Genomic DNA, 19,817 nt, shown 5'->3' with positions numbered 1-19,817 from the left:
CCGCACGGCCGACAGCGGTATCAACAATGGGGAGGGCGGGCCAGTAGCTCGGGGTCGTATATGGAAGCGGCTGAAATCAAAGCGGAAGCGTGACGGTGGCGCACAGCCCCCCGCCGCTGCGCCGGTGCAGCGTGATGTCCCCGCCATGCGCCCGCGCCGTCGCCCGGGCGCTGGCGAGGCCCAGCCCCATGCCGCCGGTATCGCGGTTGCGCGAGCGCTCGCCGCGGAAGAAGGGGTCGAACACCCGCTCCATATCCTCGTCGGGGATTCCCGGCCCGCGGTCGCGCACCGTGATCACCGCCTCATGGTCGCGCGCCGACAGCAGCAGCTCGGCACCGCCGGCATATTTGACCGCGTTGCCGACCAGATTGGCCAGCATCGCCTTGAGCGCCACTGGATCGGCCTCGATGACCACCGGGTCGCCCAGTTCCAGGCTGACGTCGGCGCCGCGATCGGCCGCGTCGTCGACCACCGTCTCGGCGAGCGAGCGCAGATCGAGCGGGCGGCGCACGCCGATGCGGCTGCTGTCGCGGACATAGGCCATCACCGCCGAGATCATCGCCTGCATCTCGCGGATATCGCCTTCGCAGGCGGCGCGGATGCCCGGATCGGCATCCTCGACGCGCAGCCCCAGCCGCATCAGCGGCGTGCGCAGATCGTGCGCCACCGCCGCGATCATCGTCGCGCGATCGTCGACATAACGGTTGAGCCGCGCCTGCATGTCGTTGAACGCGCGGGCGGCCTCGGCGATCTCGGCCGGGCCGTCGAGTTCGATCGGGGGCGCGCGCGGATCGCGGCCCAGCCGCTCGGCGGCGCGGGCAAAGGCGCCGATCGGCCGGGCGAAGCGCTGCGCCATCGCCCAGGCGAAGACGGCAGCCGCCAGCGCCGACAGGACCAGCCAGACGATGACGAACAGGCGCCAGGGCTCCAGCCCCTCGCCCGGCGACACCGTCCGCCAGCTGCCATCGGGCAGCTTCATCGATGCTTGGAACCCGCCGGTGACGACCACGTCCTGCGCCGCGGCGGCACTGGCGGGGGCCGGCGCCGGCGGCAGGCCGGCACGGTTATAGACCTGCGGGCGCTGCAGGAAGCCGACGGGGAAGCGCAAGATCACCTGATCGTGCGGGACGCCGAGCGCAGTCGCCAGCGCGACTTCGGTCCGCTCGACGCGCGGGTTCCAGGGCTGGCGCTCCACCGCGGGCGCGCGCACCACTTCGAACCCGTCGGGTGCCGCCGCGGGATTGCGCATCGCCTGGACGATCTGCCCGACGGTGTGCAGCTTCGGATTGGGCGTCTGGACCGCGAACAGCAGCCCGAAATTGAGCAGCTGCACTACCGCCACGCAGGCGAGCATCCGCACGAAGATGCGCAGGAACAGCGGCGAGCGGGATGCCGCCGTTCCCTTGCTCATGCGCGCGTCACGCGGGGGACGAACAGATAGCCTTCGTTGCGCACGGTGCGGATGATCTCGTCGGCGCCCGAGCGCAGCTTGCGCCGCAGCCGGCTGACCTGCACGTCGATCGCGCGGTCATAGGCATCCGAATCCGGACCGCGCGCGGCGGCGAGTAGCGCCTCGCGGGTCAGCACCCGGCGCGGGCGCTCGATGAACACGCGCAGCACCGCGAACTCGCCGTCGGTGAGGCCGACCAGCACGCCCTCGGGATCGAACAGCTCGTGGCTGCCCAGGTCGATCCGCCAGCCTTCGAAGGTGTAGACATCGCCCGCCGGCGGCGCCGCGGTGGTGCCGCGCTTGCGCAGCGCCGCGCGCACCGTCGCAAGGATCTCGCGCGGGCTGCACGGCTTGGGCAGATAATGGCCGGCGCCGACTTCGAGCCCGAGGATCCGGTCCTGCTCCTCGCCCAGCGCACTCAACAGGATCACGTCGGGGCCGTCGGCGGTGGCGATGCGGCGGCAGGCGGAGAGCCCGTCCTCGCCCGGCATCATCACGTCGAGGATCACCACGTCGACCGGCATCTTCTCGAGGATCACGTCCATGTCGCGCGCGCTCGACGCCGTCTCGACGCGGTAGCCGCGGGCGCCGAGGCTGTTGGCGAGGAGAAGGCGGATGTCGCGGTCGTCATCGACCACCAGCAGCGTCGCGGGATCGTCGAAAGCGGGATGGGTTGCCATACTCAAACTCGACTCTTGTACCATGTAGCCCCCGCTGAGGGCCCTATGGACCCATGTGCCCCAAGGTTCAACGTTCGCGCACCGGCCGCGCGCCGAAGCTGACCAGGCTCTCCGCCCCGTCCGCTGCCAGCGCCGCGACGCCGACGAAGGTATCGTCGACAATGATGCCCTTCAGCGCGGTTTCGGTCTTGTCGCCGGCCACGTCGACATGGCTGGTCCAGGCATCGCTGTCGGCGGAGCGCCAGTAGACGCGGTACTTGGCCGCGCCGGCGACTGCCGGCCATTTCACCGTGGTGTCGGTGGCGAGCGCGCCGCTGAGGATCACCGGCTCGGGCGCGGCAGGGGCGCTGGCGAGGCGGCGCAGCGTCGCGACGTTGAGCGCGGTGACCTTGGCGAGATAGGGGAAGTCCATCCGGTCGACCGTGTCGCCATAGACCTTGCCGCCTTCGGTGCGCAGATCCTGGTGCTGCGCGTCGTAATTCTCCACGCCGACCGAGAACCGCACCGCCGGAAAGCCAAGTGTCAGGAAGGGCGAGTGATCCCCGCCGCGCCCGAAGCGGTCCGGACGGCGCACCATCAGCACCTTCAGCCCCGCCTTGTCCGAGGCCGCGATCCCGCGGATCGCCTTGGCGAGCGCACGGCTGGGGCCGTCATCCTCGCCGCCATCGGCGCGGCGCGCCTTGCCCTCCGCCGTGCTTTCGGAGTCGCGCGCACCTTCGGAGAAAACGCGGACGCGGTCCGCAACGCGCCGGCCGTCCTGACCGATCGTGTTGCCGACGATGTCGTTGTTGAGCACCGCCGAGACGGTCCAGCCGCGTTCCTTGGCCGTCTCCGCCAGCAACTGCCCGCCATAGAGCCCCTGCTCCTCCCCCGAGAGCGCGGCATAGACGATGGTCGCCTTGAACTTGTGCTTCGACAGCAGCCGCGCCGACTCAAGCACCAGCGCGACGCCCGAGGCATCGTCATTGGCGCCGGGGGCATCGGCGGTGGTGTTCATCACGTCGGTGACGCGGCTGTCGATATGGCCCATCACGATCACCACGCGATTGGGCTCGCTGCCGCGCTGGATGCCGAGAACGTCGACGATCCGCACGCCATTGGGCGCGCGCGGCCCCTTGAACTCCCGCGCGACCTCGCTGGTCTCGATGCAGCCGCCACAGGCCGCGCCGATCTTCGTGAGTTCGCCGCCGAACCAGCGCCGCGCCGCGCCGATGCCGCGCGTCGGGTTGTCGGGATCGGACAGCGTGTGCCGCGTCCCGAAGCTGACCAGCTTTTCGACGCTGGCCTTCAACCGCTGCGGATCGGGGCGATCCTGCGCGAGAGCGGGGGTAGCGAGCAGGGCGAGCGGCAAAAGAGCTAGGATGCGCATGGGCTTATGCTGACGTGCCCGGCCGCGCCGGTCAATCGACTCAGCTCAGTCGGTCGATCGCATCCATGTCGAGCGAGCCCGGGATGATCATCACCGGCACGGTGAGCTTGCCCGAATCCGCACCGGTGAAGTGCGCGACCAGCTTGCCCGGCGGCCCGCTCGGCGCGGCGCCCAGCACCAGCGCGGCGATGTCGCCATTGGCCGCCAGCATCTCGCGCACCACCTTCGGGCCATCCCCTTCCCGGACGGTGATCGACGGGGTGAGGCCGGATTCGCTGAACAGCGTGCCCGCCGCGCGCATCACCAGCGCCTCGGCGCGTTCGCGCGCTTCCTCCTCGATCGTCGCCATCACGCCGCCCCATTGGACGAACTCGGCGGGCGGGATCAGCGCCAGGATTTCGACATTGCCGCCGGTCTTGCTCGCGCGCCGTGCGGCGAAGCGCAGCGCGATTTCGGCCTCGGGCGAATCGTCGATCACCACCAGATAGGTGCGCATGGGGGCCTTCCTTGCAATCCTGCGTTACGTGGACCGGCACGGGCCGCAGCGCAAGAGCGGGGCTTGACCCTAGGGACTGCGGCGGCAAAGGAGGGGCCAGCCACCCCCAGGACCAACGACGGGAACCTTCATGGGAATCGAAATCAAGATGCCGGCACTTTCTCCCACCATGGAGGAGGGCACGCTTGCCAAGTGGCTCGTCAAGGAAGGCGACACGGTGAAATCCGGCGACCTGCTTGCCGAGATCGAAACCGACAAGGCGACGATGGAATTCGAAGCGGTCGACGAAGGCGTGATCGGGAAGATCATGATCGCCGAAGGCACCGATAACGTAAAGGTCGGCACCGTGATCGCGGTGATGGCCGGCGAAGGCGAGGACGCATCGTCCGCCACCGCCGCCCCCGCGCCGAGCCCGACCCCTGCGCCCGCGCCGGCACCGGCCGCAAGCGCACCTGCTTCCACGCCGACTCCGGCCCCTGCCCCGGCGGCGCAGCCCGCCGCAGCTTCCGGTTCGCGCGTCAAGGCGAGCCCGCTGGCCCGCCGCATCGCCGCCGACAAGGGTGTCGATCTCGCCGGCGTGAGCGGCACCGGCCCGAACGGCCGCATCGTCAAGGCCGACGTCGAGGGCGCCAAGCCCGGCGCTGCCCCGGTTGCCGCACCGGCCGCCGCCGTTGCTGCCCCGGCTCCGACGGCTGCTCCGGCCGCTGCACCCGCCGAGACCAAGGCCGTCTGGTTCGACGACTCGATCCCGCACGAGGAAGAGAAGCTCTCGAACATCCGCAAGACGATCGCGCGTCGCCTCACCGAGTCGAAGCAGACCGTCCCGCACATCTACCTCACGGTCGACATCCGCCTCGACGCCCTGCTCAAGCTGCGCGGCGAGCTCAACAAGGCGCTCGAGGCGCGCGGCGTGAAGCTGTCGGTCAACGATCTGCTGATCAAGGCGCTGGGTGTCGCGCTGGCGCGTACGCCCAAGTGCAACGTCACCTTCACCGGCGACAAGCTGATCAAGTACAGCCGCGCCGACGTGTCGGTCGCGGTGTCGACTCCGACCGGCCTGATCACCCCGATCGTCAAGGACGCGGCGAACAAGAGCGTCTCGGCCATCGCGACCGAGATGAAGGACCTCGCCGCCCGTGCCCGGGAGGGCAAGCTGCAGCCGCAGGAATATCAGGGCGGCACCGCCAGCCTGTCCAACATGGGCATGTACGGCATCAAGCAGTTCGAAGCGGTCATCAACCCGCCCCAGGGCATGATCATGGCGATCGGCGCGGGCGAGAAGCGCCCGTACATCATTGACGACGCGCTCGGCGTGGCGACCGTGATGAGCGCCACGGGCAGCTTCGACCATCGCGCCATCGACGGTGCCGACGGGGCCGAGATGATGAAGATCTTCAAGGAACTCGTCGAAGGCCCGATGGGCATGATCGCCTGATCGGAGCCGGGCGGTGCGCGTGCTTGTAGAAGTCATCCATATCGTGGTCGGGTTGATCGCGGCGTGGATCATCGCGTCGCTCGCCGCCTGGTCGTACCGCCGCGCCACCCACGACATCTGGCTGGTCGCCTATGTCGCGATGGTGGCGGTGGTGGCGATGGGCATCGGCCCGCTCCGGCGGGCCTATGCGCAGGATCGCGAAACGCTCCGTCGCTTCAGCAGCAAGGGTCGACAGGATGATTGATCAACAGGGCGGCCCGCCCGATCGCCAGCCGGCGATCCGGGTGACGACGATGCCGGCGGATACCAATCCCTATGGCGACATCTTCGGCGGCTGGCTGATGAGCCAGATGGACATGGCCGCGGGGCTGTTCGCCTCGCGCTATTCGCGCGGCCGCGCGGTCACGGTGGCGGTGGAGGGGATGAAGTTCCACTCCCCCGTCGCGGTCGGCGACGAGGTTTCGGTCTTTGCCGAGCTCGTCAAGGTCGGCCGCACCTCGATGACCATCGAGGTCCAGGCTTGGCGCCGCGGCCGGCATGTCGAGGAAAGCTGCCTCGTTACCCAGGCGCAGTTCGTGTTCGTCGCGATCGACGCCGAAAAGCGCCCGCGGCCGGTAGAACAGATCGCGTAACGCACCCGCGGAAGCCGGGCGATCATGCAATTCGCCGGCGCCGCATTATGTACTCCCCAGCCCTCCCCTGCCGATGGGAAGGGAGCAGAAGGAAGCAAGTCTTGGCTGAATCCTACGACCTCATCGTTCTCGGCTCGGGCCCCGGCGGCTATGTCGCGGCGATCCGGGCGGCCCAGCTGGGCCTGAAGACCGCCATCGTCGAGCGCGAGCTGCTCGGCGGCATCTGCCTCAACTGGGGCTGCATCCCTACCAAGGCGCTGCTGCGCTCGGCGGAAATCTTCCACTATATGCAGCACGCCAAGGATTACGGCCTCATCGCCAACCAGATCAGCGCCGATCTGGACGCGGTGGTGAAGCGCTCGCGCGGCGTCGCCAAGCAGCTCAATCAGGGCGTCACGCACCTGATGAAGAAGAACAAGATCTCCGTCCACATGGGCACCGGCGTGCTGACCGCGAAGGGCAAGCTGACCGTCACCGCGGCGGACGGCAAGAAGACCGAGCTGGAAGCGAAGAACATCATCGTCGCCACCGGCGCGCGCGCCCGCGACCTGCCCTTCGCCAAGGCCGACGGCGAGCGCATCTGGACCTATCGCACCGCGATGACGCCGAGCGAGATGCCGACCAAGCTGCTGGTCATCGGCTCGGGCGCGATCGGCGTGGAGTTCGCCAGCTTCTACAACGACATGGGCGCGAACGTCACCATCGTCGAGATGCTCGACCGGATCGTGCCGGTGGAAGACAAGGACATCTCCGCGCATCTGGAGAAGGCGTTCAAGAAGCAGGGGATGACGATCCTCACCCAGACCGGCGTCGACAAGCTCGACGTCACCGCCACCGGCGTGAAGGCGTCGATCAAGGGCAAGGACGGCAAGGTCACCGTCGAGGAATTCAGCCACGTCATCGTCGCGATCGGCATCGTGCCCAACACCGAGAATATCGGGCTCGAGACGCTGGGCGTGAAGACCGAGCGCGGCCATATCGTCACCGACGCCGCCTGCCGCACCAATGTCGACGGCCTGTGGGCGATCGGCGACGTCACCGCGCCGCCCTGGCTTGCGCACAAGGCCAGCCATGAGGGCGTGATCGCGGTGGAAGCGATCAACGGCGGCCACCCGCACGCGATGGACGTCCGCAACATCCCGGGCTGCACCTATTGCCACCCGCAGATCGCCAGCGTCGGCCTTACCGAAGCCAAGGCCAAGGAAGCCGGCTATGAGGTCAAGGTCGGCAACTTCCCGTTCATCGGCAACGGCAAGGCGATCGCGCTGGGCGAGGCCGAGGGCTTCGTGAAGACGGTGTTCGACGCCAAGACCGGCGAGCTTCTTGGCGCGCACATGATCGGCGCGGAAGTGACCGAGATGATCCAGGGCTACACGATCGGCAAGACCGGCGAGCTGACCGAGGCCGAGCTGATGGAAACGGTGTTCCCGCACCCGACGATCAGCGAGACGATGCACGAAGCCGTGCTGGGCGCCTACGGCCGCGCGCTGCACATCTAAATCGGCGGCGGCGCACCCCGCGCCGCCCGCCTTCCAGAAAACAAGCTCCGGCCCGGGCACTCACCGGGCCGGAGCCGTTTCGGGCCGCGCCGTCGCGCCGCCCTGCCGGCCCCGATGCGGGGGATCACATCGAGGCAAGCCCGACTTCGCAGCCGGGCGCGGCCCTCAGGCCTCGGCGAGCGCCTGCTGCGACGCGCGTTCGAGTTCCAGCCCGATCGAGCCTTCGCCTTGATAGGTCATGGTACCATCGAGCTCGACGCCATTGCCCTTGGCGTTGATCGCCACCACGCCCTGATTGGTGCGGCAGCCCAGCACCCAGGTGCCGCCAGGATGCCAGGGCTGGTCGTTGCCGCCCCACTGGTTCACCACGCTGTAGGTATTGGCCATGATCAGCGTGCCGCGGAAGCCGATCGGGCCCTCGCCCTTGTAGGTGATCGTCCCCGCCAGCGTCTTGCCGGCATCGCCGCTGGAGACGTCGATCGCCACGACCGCCTGCTGCGGGCGGCAGCCGAGAACCCATAGGCCGCCCGGATGCCACGGCGCGTGATCACCGCCCCACTGGTTCTGCGCGTCATAGGCCACGCCGTCGGAAACCGCGGCCTTGACGCCGATGTCGCCCTCGCCCTGATAACGCATCGTGCCGGTGAGCGTCTGCCCCTGGTCGTTCGAGTGGAGATCGAACGCAACCGCGTTCTGGCCGTTGCGCGCGCCGAGCAGGAACAGGCCGGCATCGTGCCAGGGCGCGCCGGAGCCACCCCACTGATTCTCCACACGATAGGTGTTGGTCGTCACCAGCGTCGCGCGCACGCCGATCGGGCCCTCGCCCTGATAGGTCATCGTGCCGGTGAAACTATGCCCGCCGTCGCCCGACTGGATCTTCAGCGCGATCGGGCGCTGGTCGGCGCGGTTGCCGATATTGAAGATGCCGCCTTCGTGCCAGGGCGCACCGCTGCCGCCCCATTGATTCTGGACTGCAAATACCGTCATTGTTCCTCTCCTGCCAGATCATGCATTCGGCCGCCGCCCACCATGCACGAGCGGCGTCGAGTGCAAACGACTGCAAACAGACCTGGCACTTATGGCCAACTCTGCTTCCAATGGTTGTTTTATCGTTGTTTTGCCACCCCGCGGCAGTGACGACTCGCTGCCGCATGTTCATTTTACGCTACTTGCATTACTTCGCAATAAGCACTTTGCACACTTGGCAGCCTCCGAGACCATCTGCCGAAATACTCTACGCAATTTTAGACCGATGCTCAGCCGACGAATCGCCCTTCCCACGCGAGGGCGCGCGCTGGCGTCGCAGGAGGTTCGCTCCTAGAGTCGCGCGGCACTCCGCCCTTGTCCGCCAGGAAAGCCGCTCGATGACCATGTACCGCTCGCGTTCCCAGGCCTTTGGCGGATCGCCGCGCGGCCGGGGCGGGCGGGCGTTGCAGCGTCGGCCGGTGGGCACCCGCCGCAAGGCGCTTTCGGCGCTGATCGTCGCGGTCCTGCTCGCGGGCGTCACCCTCGCCTTTTTCTGGCCGGGCGTCGCCAGCTACGACAGCGTCGTCCAATATCAGCAGGTGCTGCACGGCCAATATGACGACTGGCATCCGCCGGCGATGGCGCGGCTGTGGGCTGTGTTCCATGGGGCTGGCTGGCGCGGGCAAGCGCCGATGTTCGCGCTGCAGCTGCTGCTCTACTGGAGCGGCCTGGCATTCTTCGCCGGCGCGCTTGCCCGGCGAGGACAATCGATCGCGGCGCTCCTCGTGCTGCTGCTCGGGATCTGGCCGCCGATCCTCGGCTGGCAAGTCGCGGTGCTCAAGGACGGGCAGATGGCCGGCGCGATCCTCGCCGCGGTGGGCCTGGCGAGCTGGTGGCGGCTCGACGACCGGCGGCTGCCGCTCTGGGCGGCGGTGCTGGTGCTGATACTGCTCGGCTATGCCACGCTGGTGCGCTTCAACGCCGCCTTCGCCACCGTGCCGCTGGCCTTCGGACTGCTCGGCGGCTGGCGGTGGGAGCGGCCGCGCTTCCAGCTGGTGCTGGTGGTGGCGGCGACCGCGGCGGTGATCGCCGTACTCACCCCGATCAACCAGCGGCTGCTGCACGCCGCGCCGAGCGGGGTCGAGCGCTCGCTGCCGCTGTTCGATCTCGCCGGCATCGCGCGCCATGCCGGTCCGCAGGCAGTGCCGCAGGTACCCGCCCGGCTATGGCATCGCGCCGAGGCCAGGGGCTGCCTCACCCCGATCCTTTGGGATCCGATCGGCGACGAAAAGGCCTGCGGCTATATCGTCGATACGCTCCAGCGTGCCGCGCCCGGCAGCAAGTTGCGCAGCGCCTGGATCGAAGCCATTGCCACCCATCCGCTCGCCTATGCCGAGCACCGGATCGCGCATTGGAACAGCGAGATGCGGCTGTGGATGCCCGCCACCATGCCGGGCACCGGGCCGCTGGCGCGCTCCGAGCCCAACACGATCGGGCTCGGCTCGCCCGACAAGCGGATCAACGGCTTCCAGAAGCTGGGCTATACGCTGGCGAGCAGCGCGGCGGGCGCCCCGATCCTGTGGTTCGCGGCGGCGATCGGCGTGCTGTTCTGCAGCTGGCCCGCGCGCGACGGCGCGGGTGGCGTCGCGGTGACGCTGGCGCTCTCGGCGATCCTCACCGAGCTGGCGTTCGGCGCGGTCGGGGTCGCCTCGGACTATCGCTACCATGTCTGGGGCGTGCTCGCTGCCGGTCTGGCGCTGCTCGCCGCCAGCGGCACCCGGCCACCGCCGCAGCGCGTGCTGGTCGCGGTGCTCGGCGTCGTGGCCGTCGCGGCGGTGGTGATCGTCGCCCGCTGGATCCTGCCGCCGGCGCTGCCGCCGCTCTGAACTGCCCACTTTAGTCGGAGTAGAATCCATGGCATGCATCCCCTGAGAAAAAGACCAGGGAGGATTCATGCTTCGAAAGACATTGCTCGCGGGTGCGGCGCTGCTGCTCGCGCCCCTGCCGGCGCTGGCGCAGGACCTGACGGTCACCGTCGACGCCACCGCCAAGCCAGGCCCGACGATCGACCGCCACATCTTCGGCCAGTTCGCCGAGCATCTCGGCAGCGGCATCTATGGCGGCATCTGGGTGGGCAAGGACTCAGCCATCCCCAACACCCGCGGCATCCGCAAGGACGTGGTCGCGGCACTCCGCGCGATTCACGTGCCGGTGGTGCGCTGGCCGGGCGGCTGCTTCGCCGACGAATATCACTGGCGCGACGGTGTGGGCCCGGCGGCGCAGCGCCGCAGCAGCGTCAACACCAACTGGGGCGGATCGGGCGAGCCGAACAGCTTCGGCACCGACGAGTTCATGGACTTCGCCGACCAGGTCGGCGCCGAGGCCTATGTCTCGGTCAATGTCGGCTCGGGCACGATCCAGGAGGCGGCCGACTGGCTCGCCTATATGACCGCCGACCCCTCCACCACCGCCGGCAAGGAGCGCGCCGCCAACGGCCATGCCGCGCCCTACAAGGTCAAGTGGCTGGGCCTCGGCAACGAAAGCTGGGGCTGCGGCGGATCGATGCGGCCGGACGCCTATGTCGACCTGATGAAGCGCTTCGCTCGCTTCACCCACAATCTCGATCCGGTGCAGGGCGAGAAGGGCGCGGAGCCGATGCAGCGCATTGCCGTCGGCCCCAACGACGCGGACACCACCTATACCGAAGCGGTGATGGCGGCATGGAAGGGCCATGACTGGGCGTGGAATATCGAAGGCCTGTCGATGCACGCCTATACCACCGGCGGCTGGCCGCCCTCCTATCCGAGCGTAGGGTTCGACGAGACCGGCTATGCCAAGCTGGTCAAGGCCGCGCTGGCGATGGACGGGATGATCGCCAAGCATTCGGCGATCATGGACAAGTACGATCCCGACAAGAAGGTGCCGCTGGTCGTCGACGAATGGGGCGTGTGGCTGGCGCCGCTGCCGGGTTCGAATCCGGGCTTCCTCTACCAGCAGAACTCGCTGCGCGACGCGATCATCGCCGCGCTGCACTTCAACATCTTCGCGCGCCATGCCGATCGGGTGCGGATGACCAACATCGCGCAGATGATCAACGTGCTCCAGGCGATGCTCCTCACCGACAAGGAGAAGATGGTCCTCACGCCGACCTATCACGTGTTCCGCATGTACGTGCCGTTCCAGGATGCGCAGGCCGTGCCGGTGTCGTTCGACGCGGGCACCTATACGCACGACGGCGTGACGATGCCGCGCGTTGACGCGATCGCGGCGCGGGGCAAGGACGGCAAGCTCTGGCTGGCGGTGACCAACCTCGATGCCGGCAAGCCGGCGCGGGTCGCGGTCAAGTTCGCGGGCGTGACGGCGAAGAGTGCGGCCGGCGAGGTGCTGACTGCCGCCAAGGTCGATGCGGTCAACAGCTTCGAGGCGCCGAACACGGTGGTGCCGAAGCCGATCCGCGGGACGGTGGCCAAAGGTGGTGTGACGCTGGAGCTGCCGGCCAAGTCGGTCGCGGTGGTCGCGATCGAAGGCTGACGTCGCGGCCCTTTCGCCCCCCTCCCGCTTGCGGGAGGGGACGGGGGAGGGTGTGTGAGGGTAGCGGGCGACGCCGGTTCAGCAAGAGCCTCCACGTCGCACCCTCCCCTAACCCCTCCCGCAAACGGGAGGGGGATTTGTCGGGAGAAATCTTCAGGTCACAGCGTCTTCACCGCCGCGATCCCCGCATCCGCCACCTGCGCCAGCGGGTTGCGGAGCGGCAACGTGAACGGCGCCGCCTCGATCTCGAACGTGTCGCCCACTTCCGTCTTAACGCCATCGCTGAACGACAGCGTCGCGGTGCCGAAGAAGTGGACGTGCACGTCGCCCGGCTGGCGGAACAGGCCGTATTTGAAATGATGATGCTCGAGATTGCCGAGCGTGTGCGACATGTTCGCCTCGCCCGAAAGGAACGGCTTCTCCCACAGCGTCGCGCCGTCGCGGACGATCCGGCTGGTGCCGCGCACGTCGCTCGGCGCCTCGCCGACCAGCAGTTCCGGCCCGAGCGCGGCCTGGCGCAGCTTGGAGTGCGCCAGCCACAGATAATTGTGCCGCTCGGTCACATGGTCGCTGAACTCGTTGGCGAGGCACAGGCCGAGGCGGAACGGCGTGCCGTCCGGAGCGATCAGGTAGATGCCGGCGAGTTCCGGCTCCTCGCCGCCGTCCTGCGCGAAGCCCGGCATTTCGAGCGTCTCGCCGGGGCCAACCAGATGGTGGCCATTGCCCTTGTAGAACCATTCCGGCTGCTGGCCGATCGCGCCCGCGCCGGGCTTGCCGCCCTCCACGCCCTCGAGGAACATCCGCATCGAATCGGTCTTGTGCTCGGACGCCGCCGCATCGCGGTGCATCTTGTCGCGGCCCTCGGCCGAGCCGAGATGGGTGAGGCCGGTGCCGGTCAGCACGAGGTGCGCGGCATCGGGATGGTCGATCGGCGCGAGCAGCTGGCCTGCCGCGAGGGCCGCCGCCGGATCGGCATCGCCGTCGCTGCCTGCCGCCGCCACCGCCTCGGCGAGCGACTGGCCGGCGTCGATCGCGTGCAGCGCCAGGCTGCGGACATCGGCGAAGCCACGGACGAAGCTTGCGCCGCTATCGTCGGCGGCGATCACCCGCCGCTGCCCGTCCGCCCCTCGATACTGCATCAGCCGCAACGCCATCGAACCACTCCTTGTCTCGGTTTAGTCCGACTTATTAGCGTCCGTCCCACTTGGCAATCGCGCATCGTTTGCGGGAGGGCCTAGCTTCGCGCTACACGGTGCATCATGCAGGAGAGCGAGCGGATGGCAGTGGACGATCAGGCGGACGGCGTGGACGAGGCAGGCGTGCAGCCGATCACCCGCACGCCCAAGGGCTCGGGCCGCCGCCTGCGGGGCGCGATCGCCCATTATCTCGGCACGCAGATCGTCTCCGGCGCGATCGCACCCGGCGAGAAGCTGACCGGCGAAGTCGCCAACGCCGAGGCGCTGGATGTGTCGCGCAGTGCCTATCGCGAGGCGGTGCAGGTGCTCACCGCCAAGGGGCTGGTCGAAAGCCGTCCCAAGGCGGGCACGCGGGTGCTGCCGCGCAGCCGCTGGAACATGCTCGATCCGCAGGTGCTCGCCTGGGCTTTCTCCGGCGAGCCCGACACCGATTTCGTCCGTGACCTGTTCGAGCTGCGCGCGGTGGTGGAGCCCGCCGCCGCCCGCCTCGCCGCCGAGCGCCGCGACCGCGACGACGTCAAGGCGATGCGCGACGCGCTCACCAAGATGCGCCGGCACACGCTGGCGACCGATGCCGGCCGGGCGGCGGATCGCGACTTCCACGATGCGCTGCTGGAAGCCACCCACAACAACGCACTGGTCGCGCTGAGCGCCAGCATCGGCGCGGCCGTGAGCTGGACCACCAAGTACAAGCAGCGCGCCCGCGCCCTGCCGCGCGATCCGGTGCCCGATCATATCAAGGTGTTCGACGCGATTGCCGCGGGGGATGCGGATGCTGCTGCGGCGGCGATGCGTACGCTGGTCGATCTCGCGCTGGAAGATACCCGCCTGTCGATGTGAGGGTGCCCCCCCCTCCACCACCGCCTTCGGCGGCGGTCCCCCTCCCCCGCTTCGCGGGAGAGGCAATGCTCTTCGTTACCTTTGAAGCGTTTCCTCCCTCGGAGCACAGCTCCGGGGGAGGGGGACCGCGCCGCGACAGCGGCGTGGTGGAGGGGGGCCCTCCCGCCCATACGAAAAGGGCGCCGCCCGCGGCGACGCCCCCTCCACCACCGCCTTCGGCGGCGGTCCCCCTCCCCCGCTTGCGCGAGGGAGGAAACGGGTATTCCTCAATCCTCAATCGCGTTGGTCGGCTTGCTGCCCCACAGCGCGTAGAACAGGATGTACAGCTCGCAGATCGCGGTCAGCAGGAACGAGTGCTGCAGGCCGTAGGTGTCGGCCAGCCAGCCCTGCACCGCCACCAGCGCACCGCCGGCGATCGCCATGATCAGCAGCCCCGAGCCCTCTTCGGTCAGCGGGCCGAGGCCCTTGATGCCGAGCGTGAAGATCGTCGGGAACATGATCGAGTGGAACAGGCCCACCAGGATCAGCGACCACATCGCCACTTCGCCCTGGGTGAACACGGTGACCACCATCACGATGAAGGCGGCGATCGAGAAGGCGGCGAGCACGATCGCGGCGTCCACCTTCTGCATGATCGCCGAACCGACGAAGCGGCCGACCATCATCCCGCCCCACAACAGGGTAAGGTAGCGGCCCGCCTGCTCGGTCGTCATGTTGCCGATCTCGGGCCGGCTGACGAAATTGACGAACAGGTTGCCGACGCCGATCTCGGCAATCAGGTAGATGAAGATCGCGCCGATGCCGAACACCAGGTTGCGGTGGCTCCACAGGCTGTGGTGCTTGCGCTCTTCCTTGGCGACGCGGCTGGTCGCCGAACCCATCGCCGGCAGCGGAAAGCGGGCGATCACGATCGCCAGCACCAGCAGCACCACGGCGACCAGCACATAGGGCAGGATCACGGCATGCGCGTCGGCCAGGCGCTCGGCCTGGGTCAGCGCGGCCGCGCCGGCATGCGCCGTGCCGCCCTTCGAGCGACCGAGAATCAGATACGCACCGAACAGCGGTGCAAGCATCGTACCCGCCGAGTTCATCGCCTGCACCAGGTTGAGCCGCGACGAGGCAGTCTCCGACGGGCCGATCACCGCGACATAGGGGTTGGCCGCGACCTGCAGCAGCGTGATGCCGCTGGCGATCACGAACAGCATGAACAGCGTCACGCCATAGGAAGGCAGGCTTGCTGCCAGCGTCATGCCCAGCGCGCCCGCCGCCATGATCAGCAGCCCAACGACCAGCGACTTCTGGTAGCCGATCCGCTCGATCAGCTTGGCCGAGGGGATCGAGGCGAAGAAATAGGCGATGAACCAGACGCTCTCGATCAGCGCCGCCTGGAAATAGCTGAGCTCGAACACGCTGCGCAGATGCGGCAGCAGCGTGCCGTTGATCACCGTGATGAAGCCCCACATGAAGAACAGCGTGGCCAGCAGGGCCAGCGCGCGTCCATATTGCGTGGGGGGAGAGGCTTGCCCGGCCCCCGCCGGAGCAGCCTTAGACGTCGGCATGACCGCCATGCTGGTATGATCCTCTCGTTTTTTGCCACGGGGAGACGCGGCGGGGTTGCTCTTCGCTTTCTAGTCCGAGTATTCACCCGGATGTCCAGCGTCAACGGCCGCGTCGCCGCTTGCAGCGAGCGATAGCCCATGGGGAGAGGTTTTGCATGAATTATCTTATCAAGGGCGCCCTGCTCGCCACCGCGATGATCCCCTTCTCGGCGCACGCTGGCGAAGCGACCCGCGCAGCCTTCGGCACCACCGCCGAAGGGCAGAAGGTCGAGGCGATCACCCTCACCAACGGCCATGGCATGCGCGCGACGATCCTAAGCTATGGCGCGATCCTCCAGTCGCTGTCGGCGCCGGACCGGAACGGCAAGTCCGAGGACGTGACGCTCGGCTATAACGACATGAAGGGCTATCTGGTCGCCCCCAACTATTTCGGCGCCACCGTTGGCCGCTATGCCAATCGCATCAAGGGCGGCACCTTCAGCATCGACGGCAAGACCTATACGCTCGCCAAGAACAACGGCCCCAACGCGCTGCACGGCGGCCTGAAGGGCTTCGACAAGCGGCTGTGGACCGTCGAGAAGGTTTCGAGCGGGGAGAGCGCCAGCGTCACGCTGCGCTACGTCGCCGCCGATGGCGAGGAAGCCTATCCCGGCCAGCTCACCGTTACCGCAACCTATGCGCTGAACGAGAAGAACGAGCTGTCGGTCGAATATACCGCGACCACGACCAAGCCGACCATCGTCAACATCACCAACCACAGCTTCTTCAACCTCGCCGGTGAAGCCTCGCAGCGCTCGATCTACGATCAGGTGCTGACGATCCCGGCCGAGACCACCACGCCGGTCGACAAGACGCTGATCCCCGCCGGCACGCTTCGCCCCGTCGAAGGCACGCCCTTCGACTTCCGCAAGCCGACCGTCATCGGCGCCCGCATCCGCGACGGCCGCGATCCGCAGATCGTGTTCGGCCAGGGCTATGACGAGAATTTCGTGATCGCGAAGGCGCCCTCCGCCCAGCCGGTGCTGCATGCCCGCGTCGAGGATCCGTCGAGCGGCCGGGTGATGGAGATCCTCTCCAACCAGCCGGGCGTGCAATTCTATACCGGCAACTTCCTGGACGGCACCGCGATCGGCAAGTCGAACCACGCCTATCGCCAGGGCGATGCCCTCGCGCTTGAACCCCAGGTCTTCCCGGACACGCCCAACCAGCCGGCGCTCGGCTCGGCGCGGCTCAATCCGGGGCAGACCTATCGCAACGTGATCGTCTATCGCTTCTCGACGACCAACTAAACTTCCCCTCCCGCAAGGCTTTTCCGATGACCGACTCTGCCCCCAAGCTGCGCAGCCGCGCCTGGTTCGATAACCCTGACAACGTTGATATGACCGCGCTCTATCTCGAGCGGTACCTCAATTACGGGCTGAGCCTGGAGGAACTGCGCTCGGGCAAGCCGATCATCGGCATCGCCCAGACGGGTTCGGACCTCAGCCCGTGCAACCGCCACCACCTCGTGCTCGCCGAGCGCATCCGCGAGGGCATCCGCGAAGCCGGCGGCATCGCGATCGAGTTCCCGGTCCATCCGATCCAGGAAACCGGCAAGCGGCCGACCGCCGGCCTCGATCGCAACCTCGCCTATCTCGGGCTCGTCGAACTGCTCTACGGCTATCCGATCGATGGCGTGGTGCTCACCACCGGCTGCGACAAGACCACGCCGGCCTGCCTGATGGCGGCGGCGACGGTGAACATCCCGGCGATCGCGCTGTCGGTCGGCCCGATGCTCAACGGCTGGCACCGCGGCGAGCGCACCGGCTCGGGCACGATCGTGTGGAAGGCGCGCGAGCTGCTGGCGGCGGGCGAGATCGACGACGAGGGCTTTATCCGCCTGGTCAGCTCCTCGGCGCCGTCGACCGGCTATTGCAACACGATGGGCACGGCGACGACGATGAACAGCCTCGCCGAGGCGCTGGGCATGATGCTGCCGGGCTCGGCGGCGATCCCGGCGCCCTATCGCGACCGGCAGGAAGTCGCCTATCGCACCGGCAAGCGCATCGTCGACATGGTGGCGGAGGACCTCAAGCCCTCCGACATCCTGACGCGCGAGGCGTTCCTCAACGCGATCGTGGTCAATTCGGCGATCGGCGGATCGACCAACGCACCGATCCATCTTGCCGCGATCGCCCGCCATGTCGGGGCCGAACTGGCGCTCGACGACTGGCAGACGCACGGCCACAAGGTGCCGCTGCTGGTGAACCTGCAGCCCGCCGGCGAATATCTCGGCGAGGATTATTACCGCGCCGGCGGCGTGCCTGCCGTGGTCGCCCAGCTGATGCAGCAGGGCCTGATCCACGAGAATGCGATCACCGCCAACGGCAAGACCATCGGCGAGAATTGCCGCGATGCGACGATCGAGGACGAGAAGGTCATCCGCCGCTTCGAGGCGCCGCTGGTCAACGAGGCCGGCTTCATCGTGCTGCGCGGCAATCTGTTCGACGCGGCGATCATGAAGACCAGCGTGATCGGTCCCGAATTCCGCGACCGCTATCTCTCCAACCCCAATGATCCCGAGGCGTTCGAAGGCCCGGTGGTGGTGTTCGACGGTCCGGAGGATTACCACCACCGCATCGACGACCCCGCCACCGGCATCACGCCGGACACGCTGCTGGTGATGCGTGGCGCCGGCCCGATCGGCTATCCGGGTGCGGCCGAAGTGGTCAACATGCGCGCGCCGGCCTATCTGATCCGAGAGGGCGTGCATGCGCTGCCGTGCATCGGCGATGGCCGCCAGTCGGGCACCTCGGCCTCGCCGTCGATCCTCAACGCCTCGCCCGAGGCGGCGGCGATGGGTGGCCTGGCGCTGCTCAAGACCGGCGACCGGGTGCGCATCGACCTCAACCGCGGCACCGCCGACGTGCTGATCCCCGCCGACGAGCTCGCCGAGCGCCGCCGCGTGCTGGCCGAGGCGGGCGGCTTTGCCTATCCCGCGTCGCAGACGCCGTGGCAGGCGATCCAGCGCGCCGTGGTCGGCCAGATGAACACCGGCGCGATCCTGGAAGGCGCCGAACAGTTCCAGCGCATCGCCCAGACCCACGGCATCCCGCGGGATAATCACTAAGGGCGGCAACAATCCTCCCCCGCCAGGGGGAGGGCAATCGCATATGGAATAGGGGACGGCGATAGCCCCAAAACCGCCGTCATCCCCGCAAAGGGGGGGATCCATTGGCGCTGGTGCCGCAGTTCTTTCCTCCAGCGCACAGGCGAATGGATCCCCGCCTTCGCGGGGATGACAGCGTATTGTCGGGCGAGCGCTGCCTCAATATTTTATCTGCCATTGCCCTGCCCGCCAGGGGCAGGATCGTCGCGCAGACCACCTTGGATACCCCCATGCCCACCTTCACCCACCGCCTCGCCCAGCCAGACGACTTGGAGGCGCTGCGGGCAGTGATGGCCCGCGCGATCGCGCAGCTCCAGCATGGCTTTCTCACCCCCGAGCAGGTTGCCGCCAGCCACCAGGTGATGGGCCTCGACACCCAGCTGATCGCCGACCAGAGCTATTTCCTGATCGAGGACGAGGCCGGCACGATCGCCGGCTGCGGCGGCTGGTCGTTCCGCGCGACGCTCTATGGCGGCGACGCGAGCATCGTCGCCCGCGAGCCCCAGCGGCTCGATCCGGCCCGCGACGCCGCCAAGATCCGGGCGATGTACACCGATCCCGCCTTCACCCGCCGCGGCATCGGCCGCCGCGTGCTCGGCCTGTGCGAGGATGCCGCCCGCGCCGCCGGTTTCGCGCGCGCCGAGATGATGGCGACGATGGCGGGCGTGCCGCTCTACGAGGCATGCGGCTATCGCCCGATTGAACCGACCCTGTCCGCCCCGATCGCGGGGGTGCGGGTACCGCTGGTGCGCATGGAAAAGGCACTCTGACGGTCGCGACGGCTATCCCCGGGAAACTCCCTAGGCGCCAGGCAACCTATCGCTAATCAAATCGGATCTAGGCGCAGCGTAGATTCTTAGCTTGAGCCACCAAATCCCGTATGCTCAACAATAAATACGTCCAGAAGCGAATTTTTTGCGCGTCTTTCTGGACCAGCCAGCGATACCGCGGGCCACTAACGCATTTCTACGTAAGAGATCATCTTTCATTTCATTGCCGGATCGTTCGAACGCACC

General features: G+C 68.0%; 17 protein-coding genes. 10 read left to right on the top strand and 7 right to left on the bottom strand.

Annotated features, from left to right (window positions below; translation table 11 throughout):
- Positions 1 to 76 precede the first annotated feature (76 nt).
- From BM009_RS17280 to BM009_RS17265, 4 genes are all read right to left on the bottom strand, one after another.
- Positions 77 to 1,411, bottom strand: coding sequence for an ATP-binding protein (locus BM009_RS17280; RefSeq protein ID WP_093298085.1), 1,335 nt, complete (start codon positions 1,409 to 1,411; stop codon positions 77 to 79).
- Positions 1,408 to 2,130 (bottom strand): response regulator, encoded by a 723-nt coding sequence (locus BM009_RS17275; RefSeq protein ID WP_175488105.1) that lies wholly within the window; start codon positions 2,128 to 2,130, stop codon positions 1,408 to 1,410. The genes BM009_RS17280 and BM009_RS17275 overlap by 4 nt, the downstream gene beginning before the upstream one ends.
- A 67-nt stretch (positions 2,131 to 2,197) precedes the next feature.
- The gene (locus tag BM009_RS17270; RefSeq protein WP_093298082.1) at positions 2,198 to 3,499 is read right to left on the bottom strand and encodes a M20/M25/M40 family metallo-hydrolase; all 1,302 of its coding nucleotides are present in this window, start codon (positions 3,497 to 3,499) and stop codon (positions 2,198 to 2,200) included.
- A 40-nt stretch (positions 3,500 to 3,539) separates the two neighbouring features.
- Positions 3,540 to 3,995, bottom strand: a complete 456-nt coding sequence (locus BM009_RS17265; RefSeq protein WP_093298081.1) for a universal stress protein — start codon at positions 3,993 to 3,995, stop codon at positions 3,540 to 3,542.
- A gap of 130 nt (positions 3,996 to 4,125) precedes the next feature.
- Here BM009_RS17265 and BM009_RS17260 point away from each other — a divergent pair, with 130 nt between their 5' ends.
- The 4 genes from BM009_RS17260 (at position 4,126) to lpdA (ending at position 7,561) form a co-directional block, all read left to right on the top strand.
- Entirely contained in the window at positions 4,126 to 5,430 is a 1,305-nt protein-coding gene (locus BM009_RS17260) for a pyruvate dehydrogenase complex dihydrolipoamide acetyltransferase (RefSeq protein WP_093298079.1), read from the top strand.
- Between the two features lie 19 nt (positions 5,431 to 5,449).
- Positions 5,450 to 5,674: a hypothetical protein gene (locus BM009_RS17255; RefSeq protein WP_368085934.1), complete on the top strand. Its 225-nt coding sequence runs from the start codon at positions 5,450 to 5,452 to the stop codon at positions 5,672 to 5,674.
- Complete coding sequence (locus BM009_RS17250; protein WP_093298076.1) at positions 5,667 to 6,062, top strand: acyl-CoA thioesterase; 396 nt, start codon at positions 5,667 to 5,669, stop codon at positions 6,060 to 6,062. The genes BM009_RS17255 and BM009_RS17250 overlap by 8 nt, the downstream gene beginning before the upstream one ends.
- 101 nt (positions 6,063 to 6,163) lie before the next feature.
- Positions 6,164 to 7,561, top strand: a complete 1,398-nt coding sequence (gene lpdA / locus BM009_RS17245) for a dihydrolipoyl dehydrogenase (RefSeq protein WP_093298074.1) — start codon at positions 6,164 to 6,166, stop codon at positions 7,559 to 7,561.
- 165 nt (positions 7,562 to 7,726) lie between these two features.
- Here the strand turns inward: lpdA and BM009_RS17240 are convergent, their stop codons facing one another.
- Positions 7,727 to 8,548, bottom strand: a complete 822-nt coding sequence (locus tag BM009_RS17240) for a lectin OAA family protein (protein WP_093298073.1) — start codon at positions 8,546 to 8,548, stop codon at positions 7,727 to 7,729.
- 377 nt (positions 8,549 to 8,925) lie between these two features.
- Here BM009_RS17240 and BM009_RS17235 point away from each other — a divergent pair, with 377 nt between their 5' ends.
- Together BM009_RS17235 and BM009_RS17230 are read left to right on the top strand one after the other, a co-directional pair.
- Positions 8,926 to 10,413 carry a hypothetical protein gene (locus BM009_RS17235; protein ID WP_254772339.1) on the top strand — a complete coding sequence of 496 codons (1,488 nt, stop codon included), beginning with the start codon at positions 8,926 to 8,928 and terminating at the stop codon, positions 10,411 to 10,413.
- A gap of 67 nt (positions 10,414 to 10,480) precedes the next feature.
- Entirely contained in the window at positions 10,481 to 12,058 is a 1,578-nt protein-coding gene (locus BM009_RS17230; protein ID WP_093298071.1) for an alpha-N-arabinofuranosidase, read from the top strand.
- 158 nt (positions 12,059 to 12,216) lie between these two features.
- On the opposite strand, the gene araD1 is transcribed toward BM009_RS17230, so the two are convergent.
- The gene (araD1, locus tag BM009_RS17225; RefSeq protein WP_093298070.1) at positions 12,217 to 13,212 is read right to left on the bottom strand and encodes an AraD1 family protein; all 996 of its coding nucleotides are present in this window, start codon (positions 13,210 to 13,212) and stop codon (positions 12,217 to 12,219) included.
- A 123-nt stretch (positions 13,213 to 13,335) separates the two neighbouring features.
- On the opposite strand from araD1, the gene BM009_RS17220 reads away from it, so the two are divergent.
- Entirely contained in the window at positions 13,336 to 14,094 is a 759-nt protein-coding gene (locus BM009_RS17220; RefSeq protein ID WP_093298215.1) for a FadR/GntR family transcriptional regulator, read from the top strand.
- Positions 14,095 to 14,360: 266 nt separating this feature from the next.
- On the opposite strand, the gene BM009_RS17215 is transcribed toward BM009_RS17220, so the two are convergent.
- Positions 14,361 to 15,662 (bottom strand): sugar MFS transporter, encoded by a 1,302-nt coding sequence (locus tag BM009_RS17215; protein ID WP_093298068.1) that lies wholly within the window; start codon positions 15,660 to 15,662, stop codon positions 14,361 to 14,363.
- Between the two features lie 146 nt (positions 15,663 to 15,808).
- Between BM009_RS17215 and BM009_RS17210 the strand changes: the two genes are divergently transcribed.
- The 3 genes from BM009_RS17210 (at position 15,809) to BM009_RS17200 (ending at position 19,571) form a co-directional block, all read left to right on the top strand.
- Positions 15,809 to 16,942 (top strand): aldose epimerase family protein, encoded by a 1,134-nt coding sequence (locus BM009_RS17210; RefSeq protein ID WP_093298067.1) that lies wholly within the window; start codon positions 15,809 to 15,811, stop codon positions 16,940 to 16,942.
- Between the two features lie 26 nt (positions 16,943 to 16,968).
- Complete coding sequence (locus tag BM009_RS17205) at positions 16,969 to 18,762, top strand: IlvD/Edd family dehydratase (RefSeq protein WP_093298065.1); 1,794 nt, start codon at positions 16,969 to 16,971, stop codon at positions 18,760 to 18,762.
- A gap of 269 nt (positions 18,763 to 19,031) precedes the next feature.
- Positions 19,032 to 19,571, top strand: a complete 540-nt coding sequence (locus BM009_RS17200) for a GNAT family N-acetyltransferase (protein WP_093298064.1) — start codon at positions 19,032 to 19,034, stop codon at positions 19,569 to 19,571.
- The last annotated feature ends 246 nt before the right edge of the window (positions 19,572 to 19,817 follow it).

Origin of the sequence: Sphingomonas sp. NFR04 (assembly GCF_900114095.1) — a bacterium.
Taxonomy (GTDB): Bacteria; Pseudomonadota; Alphaproteobacteria; order Sphingomonadales; family Sphingomonadaceae; genus Sphingomonas.
Note: the sequence above shows the minus strand (reverse complement) of the source record. Positions and strands in the feature narration are given on the sequence as shown.

Coding starts and splice junctions, on each gene's coding strand:
- BM009_RS17240 (WP_093298073.1), bottom strand. CDS start 8,548: ATGACGGTATTTGCAGTCCAGAATCAATGGGGCGGCAGCGGTGCGCCC.
- araD1 (WP_093298070.1), bottom strand. CDS start 13,212: ATGGCGTTGCGGCTGATGCAGTATCGAGGGGCGGACGGGCAGCGGCGG.
- BM009_RS17280 (WP_093298085.1), bottom strand. CDS start 1,411: ATGAGCAAGGGAACGGCGGCATCCCGCTCGCCGCTGTTCCTGCGCATC.
- BM009_RS17220 (WP_093298215.1), top strand. CDS start 13,336: ATGGCAGTGGACGATCAGGCGGACGGCGTGGACGAGGCAGGCGTGCAG.
- BM009_RS17260 (WP_093298079.1), top strand. CDS start 4,126: ATGGGAATCGAAATCAAGATGCCGGCACTTTCTCCCACCATGGAGGAG.
- BM009_RS17200 (WP_093298064.1), top strand. CDS start 19,032: ATGCCCACCTTCACCCACCGCCTCGCCCAGCCAGACGACTTGGAGGCG.
- BM009_RS17230 (WP_093298071.1), top strand. CDS start 10,481: ATGCTTCGAAAGACATTGCTCGCGGGTGCGGCGCTGCTGCTCGCGCCC.
- BM009_RS17205 (WP_093298065.1), top strand. CDS start 16,969: ATGACCGACTCTGCCCCCAAGCTGCGCAGCCGCGCCTGGTTCGATAAC.
- BM009_RS17250 (WP_093298076.1), top strand. CDS start 5,667: ATGATTGATCAACAGGGCGGCCCGCCCGATCGCCAGCCGGCGATCCGG.
- BM009_RS17275 (WP_175488105.1), bottom strand. CDS start 2,130: ATGGCAACCCATCCCGCTTTCGACGATCCCGCGACGCTGCTGGTGGTC.
- BM009_RS17215 (WP_093298068.1), bottom strand. CDS start 15,662: ATGGCGGTCATGCCGACGTCTAAGGCTGCTCCGGCGGGGGCCGGGCAA.
- BM009_RS17235 (WP_254772339.1), top strand. CDS start 8,926: ATGACCATGTACCGCTCGCGTTCCCAGGCCTTTGGCGGATCGCCGCGC.
- BM009_RS17270 (WP_093298082.1), bottom strand. CDS start 3,499: ATGCGCATCCTAGCTCTTTTGCCGCTCGCCCTGCTCGCTACCCCCGCT.
- BM009_RS17210 (WP_093298067.1), top strand. CDS start 15,809: ATGAATTATCTTATCAAGGGCGCCCTGCTCGCCACCGCGATGATCCCC.
- BM009_RS17265 (WP_093298081.1), bottom strand. CDS start 3,995: ATGCGCACCTATCTGGTGGTGATCGACGATTCGCCCGAGGCCGAAATC.